A 21,888-nucleotide genomic window follows, 5' to 3' on the forward strand; every position below is an offset into this window, starting at 1 on the left:
AACCAAATACCAGTTGAACCAGGCAGAGTAGTTCAACTGGTGCAGGCTTTATATAAATATAGATATAAAAAGTGCAATGGAGTTTATTTATGACGCTGACTAAGCGTTTGTGTTACCTGCTCCAAAGTTAAGCCGCTGCGCTGCAATAGTACAATCAGATGGTATAACAAGTCAGCAGACTCATTGCATAATTCGTCTTGGTCCTGCTTCATCGCCGCGAGCGCCACCTCTACGCCTTCTTCTCCGACCTTTTGACAGCTTCGGCTAAGATCTTTTGCGAACAAAGACGCGGTATAGCTTTGTTCAGGATCTGCGTCTTTACGCTCACAAATAACCCGCTCTAGCTCAGACAAAAAGGAAATGGCCGGTCGAGCGTTGCCAAAACAGCTTTGTGTACCAAGATGACAGGTGGGCCCAGCTGGGGTTGCTAGTAGCAATAAACTGTCCCTATCGCAGTCGGTATAGGCTGAAACCAGATTCAGGACGTTTCCTGATTCTTCACCTTTGGTCCAAAGACGTTGTTTGGATCGCGAATAAAAAGTAACCAGCCCTTTTTCAAAGGTTGTTTTCAAAGCTGCCAGGTCCATAAACCCTTGCATCAGAATAACACCGCTCTGTGCATCTTGAACAATGGCAGGGATCAGCGACATTTTATCGAAGTCTAAGCTGGTAAGATTTTCCGGTGTGAGTTTCATAATCTGCAAGGTACCTTGTTATCTGATAAAAATTGTTTGAGGGCATCTATCTCGATGAGTTGTTTGTGGAACACACTGGCCGCTAGCGCACCATCAACTTCTGCCTGTTGAAAGACGTCGACAAAATCCTGCATAGTGCCAGCACCGCCGGAAGCGATTAACGGCACATCACATTGCGCACGAATGTTACTTAGTTGCTCGATGTCGTAGCCTTTACGCACGCCATCCTGGTTCATACAGTTGAGTACAATTTCTCCGGCCCCAAGTTCCTGAACACGCTGCACCCATTCACTGGTTTTATAACGCGTTTGGCTTGCGCTGTTCGGGTCGCCGGTTAGCTGATATACCAGATATTCGCCGGTGCTGGCATCAAAAAAACTGTCTATTCCAACTACTACACATTGCTTACCAAACTCATCGTGAAGTTCTTTGATCAGTTCTGGTCGAGCGATTGCCGGGCTGTTGATGGATATTTTATCAGCACCTTGTTCTAGTACCTTTGCGGCATCTGCCACGGATTTAATGCCACCTGCGACGCAAAAAGGAATATCAATATAACGTGCAATGTCGCGAACCCAGTTTACGTCGAGTAAGCGTTTTTCAACGCTGGCACTGATCTCATAGAACACAAGTTCATCGGCGCCTGCGTGGCTATATGCTTGCGCTAGCTCAAGGATTTCACCTACGACTTCATGCTGCTTAAACTTAACACCCTTAACGACCTGGCCATTTTTTACGTCGAGACAGGGAATTATACGCTTTGATAACATGCGATAGCCTCCTCAACAGTGAATGCGCCATCCAGCAACGACTTACCTAAAATAATTCCACTTACGCCCAGTTCAATCAGCTGGCGAATATCATCAAGACTACTAACACCACCTGATGCTTGCACTCTGACGCCCGGACTGTGCGCGACTATTTCCTGGTAGAGTGCAAAAGATGGGCCTGTCATGGTGCCATCTTTACTAATGTCCGTGCATAAAAAGTCGTACACGCCCAGCGACAGGTAAAAATCAATGAGTTCAAACAGGCTTAATTGAGACTCCTCAAGCCAGCCATGGGTGGCAACTGCCCAACCCGATGCGCTGCGTTTCACATCCAGTGCGATCACAAAGCGCTCGGCACCAAACTCTTCAATCCATGCGGCGACTTCTTCTTTGCTATCTACGGCCATGGAGCCAATCACCACTTGTTGTGCACCCGCTTTAAGCCATTGCTTCACGTCTTCATAACGACGGATCCCGCCACCTACCTGATAAGGGGCCGCTAGTTCAGCTGTGGCTTGCTGGATCTGTTGCCATTGCTTTTTTTGTGGATCGCGCGCGCCTTCCAGATCAACCAGGTGAAGCTTCATTGCTCCCGAATCCTGATATGCTTTTAAACGACTCGCCAGTTCGAAAGGGTAGAACTGTGCGGTGTCATACTTGCCCTGATAAAGGCGTACAATTTGGTTTTGTAATACATCTAGTGCAGGAATGATCATCCTCTTATCCTTATAATTGCCAGTTCAGGAAGTTATTCAGTAATTTCGCACCCACTTTGGCGCTTTTTTCAGGGTGAAACTGCATGCCGGCATAGTTGTCTTTGGCAACCACGGCGGAGAAACGGCTGCCATACTCGCTTTCAACCAGGGTATTAGCATTGCTGGTATGCGCAAAGCTATGGACAAAATACACTTGATCATCCGAGTTGAGCCCCTGTGTCAGCGGGTGCGTATTGCGCAAAGACAGGGTATTCCAGCCCATGTGCGGACTGGTTAATTGACCTGTTTCGAGGTAGCGCACTTTGCCTGGAATACGCCCCAGACACTGAACATTCCCTTCTTCGGTTTCGTCGCACAGCAGCTGCATGCCAAGACAAATACCCATGAGCGGATTTTGGTATTCAGCGATGGCCCTGTCCCAACCCTGGTCGCGCAAGCGTTTCATTGCGACGGAGGCGTGTCCAACCCCAGGTAACACAGCACGTTCAAATTGCTGTAACTGGGCGGGATCACGGATCACTTCAGGATTCACACCCAGACGTTCAAAGGCAAAGCGCACAGAATTGATGTTGGCACAGCCGGTGTTAATGATGGCAATCATAGGCACCCCTTAGAGCTTGCTGTTTGCTGACTGGTGTCTTTGGCGATGGCCATGCGCAACGCACGAGCGAATACTTTGAACAAGCCTTCGACCTGGTGGTGACAATTTCCTTCACTGACCGATAGGATCAGGCTGATATTGGCGTTATCTGCCAGTGATTTAAAGAAATGCTCAACCATTTGTACGTCCAGGTCGCCGACTTTTTCACGGCTAAAGTCGGCGTTCATCACAAATGATGCCCTGCCAGATAGATCCAGTTGACACTCGGCCTTACATTCATCCATTGGCAGAGCGAATCCATAACGGGCGATTTGTGACTTAGTCCCGAGTGCTTGTTTCAGTGCTTGCCCAAGAGCAATGCCAATGTCTTCCACCAGGTGGTGCTCATCGATGTGCAGGTCACCACTGGCTTCTATCGTCAGACCAATGTTTGCGTGAGTGCGAATTTGATCCAGCATGTGGTCAAAAAAGCCAAGCCCAGTGCTAATAGACCCTGTGCTGTTTTGGTCTAGGTTAAGTGTCAGATTGATATGCGTTTCTTTAGTATTACGCTGAATTGATGCCTGACGGTTTTGCGTCGTTAATCGAGTGACAATTTCCGGCCAGTTATCGCTATAAAGAATACCCTCGATACAAAGGTTATTAGCCAGCTCGACATCGGTTTGTCTGTCACCAATCACATAGGAATTCGCTAAATCGACTTTACCCGAGCGCATCAGGTTGGTCAGCAAGCCTGTTTTAGGCTTTCTGCATTGGCAGTTGTCTTCGTCAAAGTGCGGACAAATTAAAACCTCTTCGAAACGGATCCCCTGACTTGAAAAAATCGCCATCATTTGGTTGTGGGGCAAGGCGAAGTCCGCTTCCGGAAAGCTGTCGGTGCCCAGCCCATCTTGATTTGAAACCATAACGAGTTTGTAGCCGGCGGCTTGTAGTGACAGTAAGGCCGGGATGACGTCGGGTAACAGAGCCAGTTTTTCGAGGCTGTCTACCTGTTTATCCGAAATCGGTTCTTCAATTAAAGTACCATCACGGTCGATAAATAAATACGGAGTGCTCATTGTTATTTTTCTGCCTGTGGTTGTGTCAGCCAGAGTCTGACTTGTTCTAATTCCTGCTCGCTACCAATTGAAATACGCAACCAATTATCCTCATTGAAGAGTGTAAAAGGGCGCATGATTAAACCTGATTGCATCGCCTGTTTAATATCGTTTACTTGCCGCACCTGGACAGTGACAAAGTTACCCTGGCCGGTCATTACTTTGGTGATCTTGTCCGACGAACCAAGCACCTCAATAAGCTTTTCCTTCGCTTTATTGAGAATACTGACCTGACGGCGCATTTGGGTAATTGCATCCGGTGTTAGCGCTTCCTGCGCGATTTGTGCGACGACCGCAGACACTGGATAAGGAGCGATAACCTTGCGCACGGGCGCGAGTACATCGGGGGCTGCCAGAGTAAACCCGGTTCTGAGACCGGCTAGCGCAAATGCCTTCGACAAAGTGCGCAATACCACCAGATTATCAAAATCTGATAACAGGCTTGCTGCGGATAATTGTTCACAAAACTCAATATAAGCTTCATCGACCACCACCAGCGCTTTGTCTTTAAGGGCAGCTGCAATCGAGGCAATTTTATCAGTGCTTACCGTCGCGCCGGTTGGGTTATTGGGGTTGCAAATAAAAACCAGCTTTGCTTTGCCAACTGCCTTTAAAATATCAGTGGCACTGCCTTGTTGCAGCAAATTTTGCTCTAATGCGGTGATGCCAACATTGTGTGTATCGGCTGTGACCTTATACATGCCATATGTAGGTAAAAATAGCGCGATAGAGTCTTTTCCAGGCTCACAAAAGGTGCGCACTAAAAGCTCGATACCTTCATCAGCACCGCGCGTCATTAACACCTGTTCTGGGTTAAGCCCTGAATAATTTGCATAGGCGCTGATAACAGCGTCAGGCTGCGGATCAGGGTAGCGATTGAGTGCATCAAAGTTCAGGTTTACACGCCGCGAGTAGGGACTTTCGTTGGCATTTAGCCAGGTTGTGCCTGTAAGCTTCTCACTCTTAGCCGAGCTGTATGCGCTTAGTGAGGCGATATTCTCTGGTAATTCAATTTTGCTCATACGTTGTTCTCCAGCCTTATTTTTACGGCATTGGCGTGGGCATCCAGGCCTTCAGCCTCAGCCAGGGGTAAAATGGCCTTGCTTAGCAACTGTAAACCCCCTTTACTGATTGTCTGTTGCGTATAGGCACGATAAAAATCGAGCAGGTTCAGACTAGAGTAACAGCGACTGTAGCCATACGTTGGCAATACATGGTTAGTACCTGACGCATAATCACCAGCCGACTCTGGCGTGTAGTCTCCAACAAATACTGAACCGGCATTTTTTACTAAAGGCAGATAGGGCTCTGGATCACCGAGCTGCAAGATCAAATGCTCTGGTCCATACTCGGCACTAACCGCAAATGCTTGTTCAATATCTTCGACCAGAATAAGTGTGCTATTTTCCAGTGCCTGTCTAGCGATATCAGAGCGGCTTAATTGTAGTAGTTGCCTATCCAGCTCGCCCCGAACTTCAATAATGAGCTGCTTACAATTACTCAGCAGAATTACCTGAGAGTCAGGACCGTGTTCTGCCTGTGAGAGTAGATCAGCGGCAACGTAGGCTGGGTTAGCGCGTTCGTCGGCGATGACCAATACCTCTGAAGGGCCTGCTGGCATATCAATCGCAAACCCCGGGAGCGACTGTGACAGAAGCTGTTTGGCCATAGTCACAAAACCATTGCCAGGCCCAAACACTTTGTCTACTTTAGGCACGCTTTGGGTGCCAAGGGCCATTGCTGCAACCGCTCCTGCGCCACCGCTTTCAACAATTGTGGTAATACCGCACTTTTTAGCCGCATATAAAATTGCAGGATCAATTCTTCGTTCACCGTTAACGGGCGTGCACAAGACAACAGTTTGTGCCCCTGCAAGCTGCGCACAAACACCCTGCATCAGTACAGAAGAGGGCAGTGGTGCGCTGCCTCCCGGGACGTACAGACCAACCGCTTCAATAGCCTGATACTTAAGCTCGCATATAACACCAGGTTGTGTTTCGAGGCGTTTTTCTACAGGCAGTTGTAGTGCGTGAAAAGCGCGAATATTACTGTAAGCCTGATCGATTGCTTGTTTAAGTTCTGCTGAAATGGCACCTTCACTGGCCTGTATTTCTTCAGCGGATACCAGTAATCGAGGCTGGGCACGTCTATCGAACTTTCGGGCATATTCTAGCAATGCTTCATCACCGTTTAGCTCGACTTCTGCAATGATTTTTGCAACCACTTTTTCCAGCTCATCACTGATAGTTACGGCCGGGCGTTCAAGTACAGCCTTTTGCTGAGCCCGGTTCGCCTCATTCCAGATAAACATGCGTCGTTACTCCATCATTTTTTCGATTGGCATAACAAGAATGGAGTTTGCGCCTAGCGCTTTGAGCTCTTCCATGGTTTCCCAGAACAGGGTTTCGCTGCTGACCATGTGCAGAGCAACATATTCTTCGCTTCCGGCCAGAGCAAGCAGGGTTGGTTGACCTGTCCCCGGCAACAACGCACAGATCTCATCAAGTTTCGCTTTTGGCGCGTGCAACATAATGTATTTGCTTTCTTTTGCCTGTTTAACACCACGCAGACGGGGCATCAGCTTATTGATAAGTGAGAGCTTATCGTCGTCATTAAGATTGGCGTTTTGGATAAGGCAAGCGTTTGATTCTAAAATGGTGTCGCCTTGCATCAGGCCATTTGCTTCGAGTGTTGCGCCGGTTGATACCAGATCGCAGATTGCATCGGCAAGTCCCGCACGAGGCGCAACTTCCACAGAGCCTGTCAGCATAACGACGCTGGCATCGATCTGCTCTTGTTCGAGGTACTGCTTCAAAATCTCCGGATAAGTGGTTGCGATTCGTTTGCCGTTGAACCAGCTTTTATCCTGCATACCCAGCTCCTGAGGCCAGGCTAATGCCAGGCGACAATAGCCAAAGTCAAGTTTTGCAAGTTGAGTAACTTCGCTGGGTTGCTGGTTGCGTTGGCGTTCTGCCTGAGTTTCTACAAGTACGTTTTCGCCAACAATACCTAAGTCGCACACACCATCCATTACCAAACCCGGGATATCGTCATCACGGACTCTCAGTACATCGATTGGCATATTGGTGGAGTGGGCGATCAGGCGTTGCTCACGCAGATTCAGTTTGATCCCAAGTTGCTTTAGCAGTGACTGGCAGTCTTTAGATAGACGGCCTGATTTTTGAATTGCGATTCGTAAACGATTGTTGGTGTTCATAATTTATTTCCTAAGTTTAAAAACTAAAAGCCCCGAGGGAACCTCAGGGCGAAAATAAATTATGTTGAGTGCTAGTTCGCCGGAGGTTCCTTGAAGGAATAACCCACCAGCGAAATACCTGACAGGTTATCCCGGTGTATGATGGTGATGATGGATAGCTGTCAGTGTAATAAGCATGTCAGATTCTCTTGTTGTTTATCTAAGATGTGATGCGCATCAGGCGCTCAAAACGTATTTATAGATAAACACAGGAGAGGAATTGCGCGCAAGTACTTTTTTGCATAAATTAAAGAATAAATTATAACTGTCGATAATAAAGGCATGAAATACCACGAAAAGAGGTGGGTTATGGATGCATTTAAGCCGTTCCTGGCGCCGATAGTTCGGTTGCAGGTGAGTCATGATGGCCCGTTTAAAGTTGCGGGAGTACTCGACAATCGAACAGAAAGGATCAAACGTAAAAAGCACTTACTGGAGATGGCGCAGCAAAAGCATAAAGAGGAAGATGCCCGCAAGAAGGACGAAGGTGATGGAGAGATCGACGACGAAGAGCTGCATTTGGATACGTGGGCCTAAAGCAACTAAGGCCCGGACAAGGTGTATTGTCCGGGCTTAATGTCAAATTTTATCTTGGTGGGTCTATTTTGCCTGAAATGGAGGTGTTGACCCTAAACCAGCCAGCGATGGAATACCTGTCCCGCTTGGCTGGAAGTACTTCGTGGGGGAATTCCTCACTCAAAAACAAGGCAAGTGTGCCGTGTAGTGGTACTACTTTTATCCCTTCAAGGTCATGGTCATCCTGATAAAGTACCATTTCACCGCCGTCATTGTGTCCCCAGCCAGGATTCAGATAGGTAACCAGTGACAGGATACGATTGGTTTCACCTCTGAACGCGTCGTAATGGCGTTTGTAATAACTGCCACTGGCGTAATGGGCAAAATGACTTTCAAATGAAAACAGTCCCATGAATAGGCGACGGTTCAAAAACTGCTGTAACCGACTGGTCCAGTCAAGCCAGCGCTGTCCGGGCTCTGACTCGCCGTTTATCCAGCAAATTTCGTCTGTACGCACAAAATCGTTATGTAAGAAATCATCGCCACGGCCAATACCGGCATGTTCATACTTCTGAGTGCTTAAACTATGCTGATAGGCCAGTAAATCGTCTGCCAAATCAAGAGGCAGCGCACCAGGGCGAATGCTATAACCCTGACTCAGTAAATCTTCAGCAATGAGTGAAAACAGTGTATCGTCTGTGGGCGAATCGCCGTGCGCTGCACGAACATGAACTAAAGCGGCCAACCTGATTTCCTATAGTAAGTCGTATCAACATCAAAAAGTGTGTCATTAAAGCAAAAGAGAAGAAGTAATCTTAACCTCGTGGCTCTGGGCTTTACGGCTTGCTGCCTGCTTTTCTGCGCCTAGAATAGTCATTTTTTATCCGTTGGCAAGCAAAATATCTCAGCTTGTGTCTAATGGGGTATAATGTCTTAAAAATCATTGCGGAGTTGATTGATGAGCGTGAACAAAGAGCCTGAATCTGCGCAAGATGCGGTGCCGGTGGCATCGCCCTGTATACGCCATTGTTGTCTTGATGATAACGATGTCTGTGTTGGCTGCTATCGTACGCTAAACGAAATCATAAACTGGCAATCATCCAGCAATGAGCAAAAAAGAGTTGTTTTACAGGCCTGCGAGAAGAGAAAAGTGCGCTAAAGTGCGCTGATGTCTGCATGGTTGTATCTGCTGACAACAACCGGCCCGTAATATCTATGTGCCATAAAAATAAGAAATATATGAAGTTAGAAGCAAAGAGCATTAAGTTTTTGTCAACGGCGGATGAGCAGAGCTTTTTCGACCGGTTAAATGCGTTGTCTTGTGTTAATGATGTCTTTGGGCAAGGGTTCTCGATAATCATTGACACAGATAAATCACCTGATGATAAAGAGCTAAGAGAGCTCATTGCCTTGTTTTATCGTTACAACGTCGATATGAAGCAGTTAAGGGTATTTCTCAGTAAAAGCAACAGAATATGGTTTAAGCACAACCGACAGTCATATTGGTATAAAAAGGTATTTGGAAATCGATAAGAAGTGTAATCCGGTCTGTAAAGAGAGCTAGAGTTGTTGCCATCGAAAAACTAACACGCGTTTGATTTAGTTAGGTATCTAGTGCTTCGAATTTTGTCTATCTCTCAGTATTTTTCAGAAAACGTTCCCTTAGCTGGTCTCTTTAACGATTATCAGCCATGACAAGCTCAATTAATAGAGCTGATGATCATAAGTGCGGGCTGTTTGGCCGAGGCAGGCACTAGTAAGAGTTAAACATATATTAGTTTACTTGGCTTTAGCAATTGAGTATTGCAGGAATAGCTTTAAATTTTAGACCCGCCTAAATGAATCACGATGCAGCAAAGAGGAGAGTGCAGCAATGATTGAGTTTTTAAAGATACTTTTCTTGTCTAAGTTTGTGTTGTTAACACCTGAACCTATTACTATTAATGGTCAGTATGAATTCAACTTAACAGAGTCTATTGACGCTTTAAATTACAACGCGAGGATTAATATTGATGTGACAGCAATGATGGGGAAGTTTTTGGAAGTTGATGTTGTAGAAAAGTTGGATATTTTGTCCGAAAAGTTCCCTAAAGGCAGTGTTGTTGTTCACCTAATTGAAAGTAGTGCTGGAGATAAGGTAACGCTAAAGAATTTGGGTTATTCGACAAGTGAAAACTCAATGGATTTATCACTTAAGTATCCGAAAAATGCTGAATTGGGAAAAAGTTATGACACTATCATTATTGAATCGAATGTCTTGCTAAAAGAAGTTGTAATTGGTTGGGCTAATTCTAAATGAAGCTTATAGCGCTTGATTTGTTCTTTTATCTGGAATTATATCCCAATTAAAATTTCGGAATGCTTATGACTTAAAAAGCCATTCGTTTCATAACCTGAGGTACTAAGCTGCCAAGTGAAATTCTCCTTTCAAGGAATTAGGGTTTGCTCCAACCTGATGTAAAGCTCGGCACCTCTTTTCTTGAAGTATGTGCAATGTGGTATAACAATACTCACTGTGTGCCAAAGAATGTTGAAAAGGTTCTGATGTACCGCTATGCAAAGCCACACTCACTGACCAAGCCATACCGATTTGCGCTTACCCCTTACATGCCATAAAATTGCCCCGCCCAGTCATTATGCAGTGCTTTAATTTTGTCTATCACACAATATTTTTCAGAAAACGGTCCTCTGGCTCGCCATTTTAACGGTTATCAGCCCAGACAGCCTCAAATTGATATGGCCGAAGCCATAGATAAAGTTGTGAAAGAGGGTGGACAATGTGTGGTTGAGGCAGGTACAGGTACGGGTAAGACTTTTGCTTATTTGGTTCCGGCACTGTTAAACGATAAAAAAGTCATCATTTCAACCGGCTCAAAGGCGCTGCAGGAGCAGCTGTATCATAGAGATTTACCAGAACTATTAAAAGCGCTTGGTAAGGGTCGTAAAGTTGCTTTGCTAAAAGGCCGAGCGAATTATCTGTGTACTTATCGCCTGAATGAACACGTAGCACATGTGCCCAGTGACGATCCAGATGTCATGCATCAGTTAGCGATGGTGGCTAAGTTTGCCACAGAAACCCAAAGTGGCGACCTTGCGGACTGTGTCGGTATCGAAGAAGACGCAAAAGTGCTGCCCTATGTTAATTCCACAGCGGATAACTGTTTGGGTAAGGATTGCCCTGATTTTGCAGAATGCTACATACGTAAGGCCAGGTTGAAAGCGGCTGAGGCTGATCTGGTGGTGATCAACCACCACTTGTTTTTTGCCGATATGTCGGTAAAAGAATCCGGCTTCGCCGAGCTGATGCCAACTGCAGATACCTATATATTTGATGAAGCGCACCAGCTGGGCGAAATTGCATCCGATTATTTTGGGGAGTCCATCAGTACCAAGCAGTTACAGGCGCTGATCAATGATTTAAGACTTATTTACCGCAGCGATATACCCGATATGCTGCAACTAGGCAAAACGCTGAACAAGTTGGAGACCAGTGTGGCTGATCTGCGCCTGGTGTTTGGCAGTGACGGTGCCCGGGGAGATTGGCGCGAAAAACTACAGGACAAGGTGATCTGCGATGCCTTGCACAGAGTGATCAGCAATCTGGATTTTTTGTATCAGGTTCTCAAGTTATGCCTCGATCGCTCAGATAAAATTGAACATCCGCTGGAGCGAGTTTTATCGTTTAAAGGGCAACTTGACAGAGCCTTTGATGTTAGTCAGTCAGGCTTTAGTTATTGGTTCGAAACGACCCGACGTTTCCTGACAATTCACATTACACCTTTGGATGTCTCCAGTCGGTTTAAAGGCATGATGGCTAAGAGCGAAGCCAGTTTTGTCTTTACCTCGGCAACGTTGTCGGTGGATAACAGTCTGGCGCACTTTAACGCCAGTTTGGGGCTGGAGCCAGATCATCAGGCAATTGTAGACAGTCCGTTTGACTATGAATCACAGGCAATGCTTTGCCTGCCTCGCTATCTTCCTGAAAGTAAAGATGAGCTGATGCCTCATGCTCTGGTAAAGATTGCAAAGCAAGTGATCAATGCAGCCAAAGGGCGAACGTTTTTACTTTTTACCAGTTACCGGGTAATGCATCTGGTGTACGAAGGATTGAGTACTGCGACAGAATATCCGGTGTTTATGCAAGGGCAAGCCTCCAAGCGAATAATTTTGGAGCAGTTTGTTCGCCATGGCAATGCTGTACTTATGGGGACAGCCTCGTTTTGGGAAGGCGTTGATGTGCGTGGTGATGCATTGAGCTGTGTATTGATCGACAAGTTACCTTTTACCTCACCGGACGATCCTCTATTGCAAGCCAGGATGAAAGATGCACAGCTCCAAGACAAAGAGCCGTTTGATGATATTCAACTACCTCTGGCAGTAATCGCTCTAAAACAGGGGGTTGGACGTTTGATCCGGGATAAAAAAGACAAAGGTGTGCTAATTATTTGCGATAATCGCTTGGTTACGCGAAAATACGGGGAAACCTTTATTAAAAGTTTGCCCGCCATGTCACGTACCCGTGATCTGGATAAGGCATTGTCATTTTTAGAGAATATTGACCAGCATGAAATATAATTTGCTTGCCCTGGATGCTTCAACAGAAGCATTGAGCCTGGCGTTGTCGTACAACAACAAGATCTATCGTCATTTTGAAGAGTGTCCCCAGCAACATAGTCAGAAGATACTGCCCCTGATCGAGCAGATTTTGGCTGGTGCTGGTTGCCAGCTAAAAGACCTGGATGGACTTGTGTTTGGCCGTGGACCCGGTAGTTTTACCGGAGTACGTATAGGGGTTGCTGTCGCTCAGGGGTTAGCCTATTCGGGCAACTTGCAATTGGCGGGTGTCTCGACATTGCAAGCGATGGCTCAGCAAGCGTTTGCGCAGACAACTGCTAAGCAGGTACTGGTCGCAATTGATGCACGAATGGGTGAAGTTTATTTGTGTAACTACACCAGAGGAGAGAATAACCAGGCCGTTGCACTCACGGAAGAAACAGTGATTAAGCCAGAGCTGATAGAAGGTGATTATCAAGGTGTATTGGCCGTAGGTACCGGCTGGAAGACCTATTCAGACGTCGCTGAAAAACTGTCCTTGAATGTGAACGCTGACATCGCATTGCCGCATGCCGAGTATATGCTCAGTACCGGTGCTGAACAGTTTGAAGCAGGGCTGGTTGTGAATGCAGCAGATGCTCAGCCTCAGTACGTCAGAGATACGGTGACCTGGAAGAAGTTGCCTGGGCGTGAATAACAGGCTAATCTTAAACTGGTGCGTTGTGTATTTGAGTGACAAAGACTGATGAAAATCAACCAGCTTGTTCAGAATCAGGATACTTATCAGCTAAGGCAGTCGGTTGTAAAACCCGCTGCCGGCGAAACGCAACCACCCGTTCAACCAACTACTAAGCTCAAGTTTTCAGATGAAGGCGTTGCACTCGCTCAGCAGTACAATGAAGACAAACGCGCTGTAATATATGATCAACCCAACTTCAAAACCAGCGTTGCTATACAATCTTACAGTGCGATTCAAAACCAGGACCGACGTAGTGAAGTTCAATCTTTACTCGGTGTCAGCATATATGCCTGATATGGCCTGCCGGTTATACTTATATATAGTTACTCACAATATTTTTAACTATACGTCTACCAAAGCAAATAGCTTTAATTTCGCATGAATATTTTTCAGCAAAAATTTAGTCAATTCATTTGTTTTAATCTGCTTTTGGAGTAATGTTAAAAGAAAAGAACAATTTATGGTTACGAGTTTGCTGAACAGTTTTAACCAGTTTGCACTCAAGCTTTCTTCAAATACGATTGTCTTGTCCCTGCGGGAAGGCTATATCGCTCTTATCCCGTTTTTCATCGTAGCTTCAGTGATCACTCTTTTAAATCAGTGGCTTGGAGATGATCTAAGCAAGCTTAAATATCAAGCCCTTGGCGATTTTAACACTTTGGTTTGGGGGATCTTTCCTTTACTGACACTCATCTCTTTCAGCTACTATCTGTCAAAAAACCTAAAAATCCACACCATTGCAGGTCCTGTTTTGGTACTTGCCTGTTTTACTGCAACAACGGGATACATAGAAATAAATCAGGGAACCCTGACTATAGTGCATAGAAACGGTATGCTGTATTCGCTACTTATGCCTGTGCTTTGCTGCTACTTGCTTGCACATATTGAGCGGATACGCTGGCTCAGGCTGGTGGGGATCAGCTCTATAAGTCTGTTTTTACGAAAACACCTGAATCTTATCATTCCCTATATTCTGGTCACCGCTTTTATCCTATTAGTGATCCCCGTGATTGATCATTTTTCGGGACAGATCCACAGTACGTTAAAACTACTTAACCCCACCTGGAATGTGTTCGAGAAGATTTCTGCCCAGTTGATTTTTTCACATTTACTGTGGTTTATCGGCGTCCATGGTGACAACACTTATCATTTACTGGTTTCCGGTGAGCTGACCGATTACCTAGTGTTGCCTCAGCTTTCGAGTTACGACTTTTATACCTGTTTTGTGATTATCGGTGGAACTGGTTGTATCTGGGGACTGATCATTGCCTCAATGTTACTCAAAAATGCACGCCATGAGCGAAGTATAGCTATGATAGCATCGCCACTCGCCCTGTTTAATATCAGTGAGGTTATGCTCTATGCGCTGCCAATTGTGTTTAATCCGTATTTGCTAATTCCTTTTTTGCTTAGCCCGCTGCTCAATGCGTTAATTGCTTATACCTGTATCTCTACTGGACTTATTTCCCTGGACCCAGCAATGGATATTCCCTGGTTCACTCCTGTGTTTGTTAGTGGCTGGCTATTGACACAGAGTTTCAGTGGCATTGCGCTGCAAGTAGCTCTGATAGCGCTGAATGCATGTCTGTATTTCCCGTTTTTAAAATTCAATCGAGATCATAATTTGTCGGGAAAGGCATTGGATGTGCTGCTTAAGAGGTTTACCACCGGAAGGCTGATTGAAGCCGGCGCGGAAAGCTCGTATACGCGCTCTCAACGAGAAGAGCAGATCAATGTTCATAGTCTGAAAGAAGTCACGGATGCACTAAATCGAGGCGAATTGATGCTGTTTTATCAGCCCAAAATAAACCCCTACACTAAAAACGTTGTTGGGTTTGAAGCGTTATTGCGTCTCAAAGACACTGATGGTTGTGTTCAGGGTCCTTGGTTTCTTGCAACGTTAGAGCAGCATTCACTGCTGCACATCATAGATAATTTCGTTATCGACCAGTTAGAAGTTGATCTGGAGCAATTTGCTCGGGACGGATTCAGGCCAAAAGTGAGTTTTAATATCTCTCCGCAAAATTTGCTGACAGGCGGCTATAAGCGCATCGTGAAGGCGTTTGCTGATTACCCGGGGCAAGTTGAAGTCGAGCTGCTTGAATCGAGTTATATAGAAGATTTTAATAGAACAGTCGATGTTGTTAATTTACTTCGCGAACATCAGATTGCCTGCGCTATGGATGATTTCGGCACGGGTTACTCATGTCTTTCAGTATTGTCAAAACTCAATATAGATACCATTAAATTAGACCGGAGCTTATTGCCGGAGAGCTACAACAGTAAGTCTGTGTCTTTGTATACCAATTTGTCTGAGATGATTGCAAACTTGGGGTTTAGGTTAGTGGCGGAGGGTGTAGAGACAAAAGAGGAAGAGAACCTGGTGAAACAATCACAGGTAGACTGTGTACAGGGTTTTTTATATTACAAGGCTATGCCTATTGATGAGGCAATGGATTTATTAAAAAAGCAACACGAGTCTCATCAGGACATTAAAAGCCAAGTACTTTGATGATAATGGGCCTGGCGTTGCAGGCCCACCAAAATGACGGGTTACTTGGCAATATAAGAGATCAGCTTATCTGCGATTTGGGTATTGTTTAAAGAGCCAATAAAAGTATCGCGACCTTCTCCGTAGGCAAAAATTTGCACATCAATGGCGGTATGTCCTTTAGTAGTCCACCCCGTAAAGCTTGCATCATTAATCAACTTATTGGCTGCCTTGTAGAGTGCTTCCTTTGACTCCTTTTGCGCACTTGTAAGGCGCTTTTTAGTATCTGTGTCAAAAGGTAAGCCGGTTAACTCATTCCAGGATTGAGCCATTTTCTCAGGCTTCATATCGTATAGGGTATTGGTTATTTCTTTAACAGAGGCTTTAACCTTTGCCACAACATCAGTTTTCCATTCATAAACGCCATTACTGCCAAGGGTAAGGCCGCCGGTTGAGTGGTCCGCAGTGATAACAAGTAAAGTATCTGGATTTGAATCTACATAGGCTTTTGCAAGAGAAATCGCTCCCGCGAAGTCATCCATCTCTTTCATTGCACAGGCTATGTCATTAGCATGACCGCACCAGTCAATCTGGCTGCCTTCGATCATGACAAAAAAGCCTTTTTCGTTTTGTTTGTGCAGCAAAGAAAGGGTTTTATCTGTCATCGCTGCAAGTCGATGTGGCTCATCGCTATCTATGGCGTGAGGAAAGGCGACCTCTGCAAACAGGCCTAATGCCGGTAAGCGGTTTAGTGTGTTTAAATTGCTAAATGAGTCTGTGTATTGATACCCAGCCTGTTTAAATTCATTGACCAGGTTTCTGTCATCACGAATGAAGTATTTAGTACCCCCACCCAGTAATAAATCGACAGGGAGTTTGCCGGCAACCTTGTTGTCTATGTAATCATCCGCGATTTCGTCATAGTTACGACGCGACTCATTGTGTGCTGCAAAGCTTGCTGGTGTGGCGTGATTTATTTGTGAGGTTGCCACTAAGGCTGTCGTCATTCCTTTTTCTTTAGCCATTTCAAGCATGGTCTTAAGCGCATGTTTGTGTGTATCTACAGCGATTGCACCATTGTAACTCTTTGACGCTGTACTCAGTGCTGTTGCACCTGCTGCGCTGTCTGTAACGACAGTGTCATCATCAGGGTATGTGTGCGCCATACCAACGAGAATGGAATCGAATACGGTTGGCTCAACAATTTTCGTTTCGTGATTGTCTTGCATGTAGCGGTAGGCAGTTGTAAACGCCGGCCCCATGCCATCTCCGATCATGTAAATGATGTTTTTTGGCGCCGCAAGGGCTGAGTGAGACAGGGTACAGCCCAGTGCAAATGCAATGGCGCTAATTTTTTGTATCATAGATGGTCCTTAATTTTCCCGTGTGTGCTCGCCTTCGTGCTGGAACAATTACTGCTAACGAGAGATTAGTGCTTTGCACGCGAGCCAGAATGCGTAGAATATTAATGTAAACCGTTCAATAAGAATATGAATTTATGTTGATTGCTAATAAAAATAAGATAAAACAGGGAAAAGTTGCCGGATACGCATATCAAGAATTGGGAAAGGGGAAGCGGACGGTAGTGATGCTACACGGTTGGCAAGATAACAGTAACAGTTTTCTGCCAATACTATCGAATCTATCTCATGAGCAGCTAGAAGACTTCAGGTTTATCGCTTTAGATTTTCCTGGGCATGGCTTGTCAAATTGGAAAAGTCCCGATGCTCAGTATTACTTTGTTGAATATGTTTATGATATCTTGAGTTTTTTTCGTTATATGGACATATCACGTTGTGATATTGTCGGGCATTCAATGGGGGCATTGGTTGGAGGGTTATTTACCAGCCTATACGCAGACAAAGTGGACTCGCTGACTTTGATAGACGGCATAGGCCTTTTGTATCAAAGTGATAAAAACGCCAGACAACAGTTACTACAAGCTTTTACGGCGCGAGAAGCATTCGATGAAAACGTTAATTCAACCAGACGACTGTTTGCGGATAAGCAAGCCATAATTAAAGCTCGGGTTAAAGTTAGCGATTTCAACGAGGAAATTGCTGCTATATTAATGGAGCGAAATATTGCACAGAGTGAAGAGGGCGCTCGGCTAACAACGGACCCGAAATTGAAACTTCCCTCAACAACGCGGTTTTCGCGGGCTCAGGCGCTTAATTTACTGCAAGGCATCGAAACACCCACTTTGGCTATAATGGGGACGTCAGGTTTTGCGCAGATGAAGCATAGTTTAACGCAATTTTCTGAGTGTTTTAAAAGGTTTAGATGTATTGAAGTCAGTGGTGGGCATCATTGTCATATGGAAAATCCGGAGCAAGTGTTAGATAAGATCTTAACGCATATTAAACATCCGAACCTTTCCTGATTGTATATTTATGCCAAATGTGGGACCATCCCAGCTTTAGAGTATTTACTCAATTGTTTATGTACCTTAATTATATTAAGGTAGGTTCAATATAAAAAATAACGAGAACACAGGAGCTAAGAGTGGAAAAAATCTGGTTAAAGCGCTACCCCGAAGGGATGCCTGAAACAATCGACCCAGAACACTACAACTCGCTGCTAGAATTATTCGACAACAGTTTTACAGAGTTTGGCCAGTTACCAGCGTATAGTAACATGGGCAAAACAATGACTTACCAACAAGTTGATGAAGCGACTAAGGCCGTTGCCAGTTACATTCAAAATACCCTCAAGCTAGGTAAAGGGGATAAAGTAGCTGTGATGATGCCAAATCTGTTACAAACACCAGTAACAATTTTGGGCGTACTGCGAGCAGGTTGTACCGTGGTTAACGTTAATCCGCTGTATACAGTGCGTGAGCTTGAGCATCAACTAAATGATTCTGAAGCGAAAGCAATCTTTATACTTGCTAACTTTGCGCACACACTGGAAAAGGCACTGCCTACAACGGGTGTTAAGCACATAGTCGTAACACAAATTGGCGATATGCTGGGTGGGTTTAAAAAGCATTTAGTCAACTTTGTGGTCAAAAAGCTTAAGAAAATGGTCCCTGACTATACGCTGCCTAATGCTCTGCCTTTTGCGCAGGCAATCAGCGCTGACCCCGGTCAATATAAAGTACCTGATGTCACTTTGAACGATCTTGCTTTTCTTCAATACACAGGGGGAACAACCGGGGTTTCTAAAGGGGCTATGTTGACCCACGGAAATATGGTTGCAAACCTGGAGCAAGTATCAGGGTGTCTTGATAAGGTACTTGATAAAGGGCGTGAAGTTGTGATCACGGCATTGCCGCTATATCACATTTTCGCATTAACTGCGAACTGCCTAACCTTCATGAAGTATGGCGGCCACAATATTTTGATCACTAACCCTCGTGATATGCCTGGTTTTGTCAAAGAGTTGGCTAAGTATCCATTTACAGCCATCACGGGTGTTAACACTTTATTTAATGGTTTATTGAATACACCTGGATTTGCAGAGTTAGATTTCTCTACCTTAAAGATGTCACTCGGTGGAGGTATGGCGGTGCAGCGTCCGGTTGCTGAGCGTTGGCAAAAAGTGACCAAGAGTAAGCTAATGGAAGGTTATGGTCTTACAGAATGTGCGCCTTTGGTTACCATCTGCCCATGGGACCTAGACGGCTACAATGGCTCAATCGGGCTACCTGCGCCAAGTACTGAACTTAAGGTCATCAAAGATAATGGAGAAGAAGCGCCATTAGGTGAGCCAGGGGAGTTGTGTGTTAAAGGACCACAAGTCATGGCTGGTTATTATAATCGCCCAGATGCAACCGCTGAGTGCCTGCAAGACGGTTGGTTTGCAACTGGAGATATTGCTATATATGACGAGGAAGGTTTCTTCTACATCGTTGACCGTAAAAAAGACATGATCTTAGTATCAGGCTTTAACGTGTTTCCGAATGAAATAGAAGAAGTTGTCGCGATGCATGATGGTGTACTGGAAGTAGCCGCTGTGGGCGTACCACACGAGGTCAGTGGCGAACAGGTTAAAGTTTTTGTCGTGCGAAAGGATCCATCTTTAACAGAAAAAGATATAATAAAGCATTGTCGCGATAAGCTAACCAATTATAAAGTCCCTAAATTGGTCGAATTCAGAGATGAATTACCAAAGACCAATGTCGGCAAAATATTGCGTAGGGCATTAAAGTAAAAAGAAACCGGCGCAAGCCGGTTTTTTATAGGGAGTAAATGTGCAGTATCAATTTATCCAGCAACAAGCCGAGCTCGATGCTTTTATAGGAAAAATTTCAGATAGTCAGGTCCTGGCGATAGACACAGAATTTATGCGTCGCAGAACACTGTACCCTGAAATTGCCCTAATTCAGGTTTATGATGGCGAGCATTTGGCGCTGATTGATCCATTGAGCGAGCTAGATTTTTCAGGGTTGTGGCATTTACTTCGTGATGAAGGCATTGTTAAGGTGCTTCATTCACCCTCTGAAGACATAGAAGTGTTTCAAAAGTTCGCAGGTTTCGTACCCACACCTTTATTTGACACCCAATTTGCACTGCAATTACTTGGGGAAGGCAACTGCGTAGGCTTTGCCAATATGGTGAAGAACATGCTGGATATTGAACTAGACAAGAGCATGTCCAGAACCGATTGGCTAAAACGGCCGTTGCAGGCCAGTCAACTTGAGTATGCAGCAGCGGACGTATTCTACCTGCTTCCTTGCTATAAAGAAATTAACAGTAAAATATCAGGCAGAGGCTTACGTGAAATAGTGATCTCCGAGTCTCAGCTTATTGCAGCCAAGCGAGCTTACAGAACACCAAATGCTTATTTATATCTCAATATAAAAAATGTCTGGCAGCTAAAGCCCAGAGATCTGGCTGTTCTTCGTGAACTTGCTAGCTGGCGGCAAAATAAAGCTGAGAAAAAGAATCTTGCGCTTAACTTTGTGCTAAAAGAGCATAATATGGTAGAGATTGCAAAGCGCCGACCGAGCTCGCTCAACAGCTTGCGAAATGTTCCGGGTGTTGAGCCAATGGAAGTGAGTCGGTCGGGTAAAGAAATTATCGCCTGTATTGAAAAGGGCAAAGCGGTGCCAGAAACAGAGTTACCAACGCGGGTGCAACGGCTAATTGATTATCCCGGTTACAAAGGGGCTGCGAAAGAAATAAAACAAGCAATAGCAGAAGTTGCCAGACAACAAGATATTCCGTTAGATGTGTTTGCGTCCAAAAAGCAGATTAATCAGGTTATAGGGTGGAACTGGAAGTTGGACGCCGAGCAAAGAAATACTTTTATGAAACCAGATTTGTTTCTTGGCTGGCGCCATGACGTGCTAAAAGACGCACTGTCCAAGTGGCAAGTCTGATCCGCTGAAAAACGAAAACGCCGCGTAATACGCGGCGTTTCTGTTTAGAGTCTATTTTTGCTCATCATCGGGCAATGTGACGTTGAGTTCCAGTACTGCTAAATCATCTTCATTTTGCTCAAACTGGACGTTGACTGCATCTGAGTCAACCTTGACATACTTACGGATCACTTCGAGAATGTCTTGTTTTAGTTGTGGCAGATAATCGGGAGTGCCTCGCTTAGAGCGTTCATGGGCAACGATTATTTGTAACCGCTCTTTAGCCAGCGATGCGCTGGACTTTTTCTCGGATCGAAAATAATCAAGTAAAGACACATTAACCTCCAAAAATCCGCTTTAGCAGTCCTTTCTTTTCAACATTCAAAAACCTGAAGTCGACAATTTCACCTAACAAACGGTTGATGGCATCGCTGTATGCCTGGCCTGCGTCCGACTCTGTATCCAGGATAACGGGTTGCCCTGAGTTAGATGCATTTAACACAGCCTTAGATTCAGGGATCACGCCGAGTAAATCAATGGCCAAAATTTCCTGGACATCTTCGACCGATAGCATGTCACCACTTTCGACTCGTTCCGGATTATAGCGGGTAAGCAACAAGTGCTCTTTTACTGGCTCAAGACCATCTTCCGCACGCTTTGATTTGCTTTGTAAAATACCTAGAATGCGATCCGAGTCACGCACGGAAGACACTTCCGGGTTAGTGGTGACAATAGCTTCGTCAGCGAAGTACAAGGCCATCATTGCACCGGCCTCAATGCCAGCAGGTGAATCACAGATGATGAAGTCGAAGTCTTCCGACATTTCCTTTAATACTCGCTCAACGCCTTCTTTAGTCAGGGCATCTTTGTCACGAGTTTGTGATGCTGGCAGAATGTAGAGCTTCTCTACGCGCTTATCTTTGATAAGTGCCTGATTAAGGTTAGCTTCGCCATTTATGACGTTTACAAAGTCATAGACTACCCGACGCTCGCAGCCCATGATGAGATCTAAGTTACGCAGGCCAATATCAAAGTCGATAATGGCTGTTTTGTATCCTTTAAGTGCCAGACCTGTGCCGATCGCTGCACTTGATGTGGTTTTACCTACACCACCTTTACCTGAAGTTACGACAATAATCTTTGCCATC

Annotated in this window: 23 protein-coding genes; 11 read left to right on the forward strand and 12 right to left on the reverse strand. The window is 45.2% G+C overall.

Going from position 1 to position 21,888, the window contains the following annotated elements:
• Nucleotides 1-83: 83 nt before the first annotated feature.
• Genes hisIE through hisG form a run of 8 tightly spaced genes read right to left on the reverse strand, consistent with a single transcriptional unit; the run spans nucleotide 84 to nucleotide 7,096 of the window.
• A complete protein-coding gene (gene hisIE / locus ELR70_RS01730; RefSeq protein ID WP_054016643.1) occupies nucleotides 84-695 on the reverse strand; it encodes a bifunctional phosphoribosyl-AMP cyclohydrolase/phosphoribosyl-ATP diphosphatase HisIE in 612 nt (203 codons plus the stop codon).
• Nucleotides 692-1,465, reverse strand: a complete 774-nt coding sequence (hisF, locus tag ELR70_RS01735) for an imidazole glycerol phosphate synthase subunit HisF (RefSeq protein WP_054016642.1) — start codon at nucleotides 1,463-1,465, stop codon at nucleotides 692-694. The genes hisIE and hisF overlap by 4 nt, the downstream gene beginning before the upstream one ends.
• On the reverse strand, nucleotides 1,447-2,181 hold the full coding sequence (hisA, locus tag ELR70_RS01740; RefSeq protein WP_054016641.1) for a 1-(5-phosphoribosyl)-5-[(5-phosphoribosylamino)methylideneamino]imidazole-4-carboxamide isomerase: 735 nt from the start codon (nucleotides 2,179-2,181) through the stop codon (nucleotides 1,447-1,449). Before hisA ends, hisF begins: the two co-directional genes overlap by 19 nt.
• A gap of 10 nt (nucleotides 2,182-2,191) precedes the next feature.
• Complete coding sequence (hisH, locus tag ELR70_RS01745) at nucleotides 2,192-2,782, reverse strand: imidazole glycerol phosphate synthase subunit HisH (RefSeq protein WP_054016640.1); 591 nt, start codon at nucleotides 2,780-2,782, stop codon at nucleotides 2,192-2,194.
• On the reverse strand, nucleotides 2,779-3,840 hold the full coding sequence (hisB, locus tag ELR70_RS01750) for a bifunctional histidinol-phosphatase/imidazoleglycerol-phosphate dehydratase HisB (protein WP_054016639.1): 1,062 nt from the start codon (nucleotides 3,838-3,840) through the stop codon (nucleotides 2,779-2,781). Before hisB ends, hisH begins: the two co-directional genes overlap by 4 nt.
• A 2-nt stretch (nucleotides 3,841-3,842) precedes the next feature.
• Nucleotides 3,843-4,901, reverse strand: a complete 1,059-nt coding sequence (gene hisC, locus ELR70_RS01755) for a histidinol-phosphate transaminase (protein ID WP_054016638.1) — start codon at nucleotides 4,899-4,901, stop codon at nucleotides 3,843-3,845.
• Entirely contained in the window at nucleotides 4,898-6,190 is a 1,293-nt protein-coding gene (gene hisD, locus ELR70_RS01760; protein ID WP_054016637.1) for a histidinol dehydrogenase, read from the reverse strand. Before hisD ends, hisC begins: the two co-directional genes overlap by 4 nt.
• 6 nt (nucleotides 6,191-6,196) lie before the next feature.
• Entirely contained in the window at nucleotides 6,197-7,096 is a 900-nt protein-coding gene (gene hisG / locus ELR70_RS01765) for an ATP phosphoribosyltransferase (protein WP_054016636.1), read from the reverse strand.
• Nucleotides 7,097-7,444: 348 nt separating this feature from the next.
• Between hisG and ELR70_RS01770 the strand changes: the two genes are divergently transcribed.
• Entirely contained in the window at nucleotides 7,445-7,672 is a 228-nt protein-coding gene (locus ELR70_RS01770; RefSeq protein WP_054016635.1) for a hypothetical protein, read from the forward strand.
• Between the two features lie 49 nt (nucleotides 7,673-7,721).
• Here ELR70_RS01770 and ELR70_RS01775 read toward each other — a convergent pair whose 3' ends face one another.
• Nucleotides 7,722-8,396, reverse strand: a complete 675-nt coding sequence (locus ELR70_RS01775) for a 2OG-Fe(II) oxygenase (RefSeq protein WP_054016634.1) — start codon at nucleotides 8,394-8,396, stop codon at nucleotides 7,722-7,724.
• 213 nt (nucleotides 8,397-8,609) lie between these two features.
• On the opposite strand from ELR70_RS01775, the gene ELR70_RS01780 reads away from it, so the two are divergent.
• The 7 genes from ELR70_RS01780 (at nucleotide 8,610) to ELR70_RS01810 (ending at nucleotide 15,456) form a co-directional block, all read left to right on the forward strand.
• Nucleotides 8,610-8,810 (forward strand): DUF1289 domain-containing protein, encoded by a 201-nt coding sequence (locus tag ELR70_RS01780; RefSeq protein ID WP_054016633.1) that lies wholly within the window; start codon nucleotides 8,610-8,612, stop codon nucleotides 8,808-8,810.
• A gap of 80 nt (nucleotides 8,811-8,890) precedes the next feature.
• Nucleotides 8,891-9,184: a hypothetical protein gene (locus ELR70_RS01785; RefSeq protein ID WP_054016632.1), complete on the forward strand. Its 294-nt coding sequence runs from the start codon at nucleotides 8,891-8,893 to the stop codon at nucleotides 9,182-9,184.
• Nucleotides 9,185-9,524: 340 nt separating this feature from the next.
• Nucleotides 9,525-9,950: a hypothetical protein gene (locus ELR70_RS01790; RefSeq protein WP_054016631.1), complete on the forward strand. Its 426-nt coding sequence runs from the start codon at nucleotides 9,525-9,527 to the stop codon at nucleotides 9,948-9,950.
• A gap of 437 nt (nucleotides 9,951-10,387) precedes the next feature.
• On the forward strand, nucleotides 10,388-12,226 hold the full coding sequence (locus ELR70_RS01795) for an ATP-dependent DNA helicase (protein WP_235577130.1): 1,839 nt from the start codon (nucleotides 10,388-10,390) through the stop codon (nucleotides 12,224-12,226).
• Nucleotides 12,216-12,902 carry a tRNA (adenosine(37)-N6)-threonylcarbamoyltransferase complex dimerization subunit type 1 TsaB gene (tsaB, locus tag ELR70_RS01800; RefSeq protein ID WP_054016629.1) on the forward strand — a complete coding sequence of 229 codons (687 nt, stop codon included), beginning with the start codon at nucleotides 12,216-12,218 and terminating at the stop codon, nucleotides 12,900-12,902. Before ELR70_RS01795 ends, tsaB begins: the two co-directional genes overlap by 11 nt.
• A 48-nt stretch (nucleotides 12,903-12,950) precedes the next feature.
• Nucleotides 12,951-13,238 carry a hypothetical protein gene (locus ELR70_RS01805; RefSeq protein WP_054016628.1) on the forward strand — a complete coding sequence of 96 codons (288 nt, stop codon included), beginning with the start codon at nucleotides 12,951-12,953 and terminating at the stop codon, nucleotides 13,236-13,238.
• Nucleotides 13,239-13,404: 166 nt separating this feature from the next.
• Nucleotides 13,405-15,456: an EAL domain-containing protein gene (locus tag ELR70_RS01810; protein WP_054016627.1), complete on the forward strand. Its 2,052-nt coding sequence runs from the start codon at nucleotides 13,405-13,407 to the stop codon at nucleotides 15,454-15,456.
• A gap of 41 nt (nucleotides 15,457-15,497) precedes the next feature.
• Here the strand turns inward: ELR70_RS01810 and ELR70_RS01815 are convergent, their stop codons facing one another.
• Complete coding sequence (locus tag ELR70_RS01815; RefSeq protein ID WP_054016626.1) at nucleotides 15,498-16,799, reverse strand: alkaline phosphatase; 1,302 nt, start codon at nucleotides 16,797-16,799, stop codon at nucleotides 15,498-15,500.
• A gap of 134 nt (nucleotides 16,800-16,933) precedes the next feature.
• On the opposite strand from ELR70_RS01815, the gene ELR70_RS01820 reads away from it, so the two are divergent.
• The 3 genes from ELR70_RS01820 to rnd all read left to right on the forward strand — a co-directional run bounded on the left by ELR70_RS01820 (nucleotide 16,934) and on the right by rnd (nucleotide 20,761).
• Complete coding sequence (locus ELR70_RS01820) at nucleotides 16,934-17,818, forward strand: alpha/beta hydrolase (protein WP_054016625.1); 885 nt, start codon at nucleotides 16,934-16,936, stop codon at nucleotides 17,816-17,818.
• Nucleotides 17,819-17,940: 122 nt separating this feature from the next.
• Nucleotides 17,941-19,590, forward strand: coding sequence for a long-chain-fatty-acid--CoA ligase FadD (gene fadD / locus ELR70_RS01825; RefSeq protein ID WP_054016624.1), 1,650 nt, complete (start codon nucleotides 17,941-17,943; stop codon nucleotides 19,588-19,590).
• A gap of 40 nt (nucleotides 19,591-19,630) precedes the next feature.
• Nucleotides 19,631-20,761 (forward strand): ribonuclease D, encoded by a 1,131-nt coding sequence (gene rnd, locus ELR70_RS01830; protein ID WP_054016623.1) that lies wholly within the window; start codon nucleotides 19,631-19,633, stop codon nucleotides 20,759-20,761.
• 51 nt (nucleotides 20,762-20,812) lie between these two features.
• Here rnd and minE read toward each other — a convergent pair whose 3' ends face one another.
• Together minE and minD are read right to left on the reverse strand one after the other, a co-directional pair.
• Entirely contained in the window at nucleotides 20,813-21,076 is a 264-nt protein-coding gene (minE, locus tag ELR70_RS01835; protein WP_010381216.1) for a cell division topological specificity factor MinE, read from the reverse strand.
• A gap of 1 nt (nucleotide 21,077) precedes the next feature.
• Nucleotides 21,078-21,887, reverse strand: a complete 810-nt coding sequence (gene minD / locus ELR70_RS01840) for a septum site-determining protein MinD (RefSeq protein ID WP_054016622.1) — start codon at nucleotides 21,885-21,887, stop codon at nucleotides 21,078-21,080.
• Between the last annotated feature and the right edge of the window lies 1 nt (nucleotide 21,888).

It is taken from the genome of Pseudoalteromonas sp. R3, assembly GCF_004014715.1.
GTDB lineage: Bacteria > Pseudomonadota > Gammaproteobacteria > Enterobacterales > Alteromonadaceae > Pseudoalteromonas.